Source organism: Rhodoferax sp. ZS1R8 (assembly GCF_056521325.1).
In genome coordinates, this window is sequence record NZ_JBWMBA010000172.1 from 1 (window position 1) to 1,086 (window position 1,086).

Consider the following 1,086-nt stretch of genomic DNA (forward strand, 5'->3'; position numbering starts at 1 on the left):
TGTGGAAAATCAACCTGGCTGGCCTTGGTAGCGGCCCTGGTACGGCCCACGGCGGGCAGCCTTACGGTGGCGGGGCAAGCGTTAGGTACTATTAAATCCGTAGCAGCAGATGCATGGCGGGCGGGGGCTATAGGCTTTTTACCCCAAAGACTCCACCTGAGCGCTGCACTCAGCGTCTACCAGAATCTGGCCATGGCGCAGTGGGCTGCGGGCCAGCCTGAAGACGCCGAGCGTATCCACGCCGCTTTGCGGGCGCTGGGTGTGCAAGACCTGGCCCAACGCAAGCCGGGCCAGCTGTCTGGCGGACAGGCACAACGCGTGGCGCTGGCACGCGCGGTGCTGCTGCAGCCCCAAGTCATACTGGCGGACGAACCCACAGCCAGCCTGGACGACGCCGCTGCGGCGGATGCGGTGGGCCTGTTGCTGACAACAGCCAAAACCCAAAGTGCCACACTGGTGATAGCCACCCATGATGCACGCGTGGCACAGCTGATACCACCGCACGCCAATGGTCAAACGGGCTTCCAGCCCCTGAATTTACTGGGCAACACGCTATGAAAACACTAGCGTTTGCCTGGCGCTACCTGTGGGCACGCCCCCTGGGTGCCGCACTCAATGTGCTGTTGCTCAGTCTGGGTTTGGCATCCATTACGTTTTTGCTGCTGGTGGGCCACCAGCTCAGCCAGGCGTTCGAGCGCGACTTGGCAGGCATAGACGTGGTCGTAGGTGCCAAAGGCAGCCCCATGCAATTGATACTGAGTGGCGTGCTGCATGTGGATGGGCCACCTGGCAATGTGCCGCTAGAGGCCGTGCAGGCGCTGGCGAAGCATCCGCAAGTAGCCAAGCTCATCCCCATCAGTCTGGGTGACAGCTTTCAGGGGTTTCGTATTGTGGGCAGTTCGCACGACTACCCCGCGCTCTACGCTGCCACGTTGGCGCAGGGCCGTTTGTGGGATGCGCCCATGCAGGTGGTGCTGGGCGCTACGGCCGCCGCCCAACTGGGAGCCACGCTGGGCAGCCACTTCGACGGCACACATGGTCTGGGCGCGGGTGGCCACGCGCATGGCGAAAGCCACTACACCGTGG

2 protein-coding genes are annotated in these 1,086 nt (G+C 63.3%); both read left to right on the forward strand.

Annotation, left to right across the window (positions count from 1 at the left end; genetic code table 11):
* On the forward strand, positions 1 to 558 hold a 558-nt coding region (locus tag AC097P_RS24750), incomplete at its 5' end, for an ABC transporter ATP-binding protein (protein ID WP_479613065.1).
* Positions 555 to 1,086 (forward strand): ABC transporter permease (locus tag AC097P_RS24755; protein WP_479613066.1); only part of this gene is annotated, 532 nt, incomplete at its 3' end. The genes AC097P_RS24750 and AC097P_RS24755, both read left to right, overlap by 4 nt.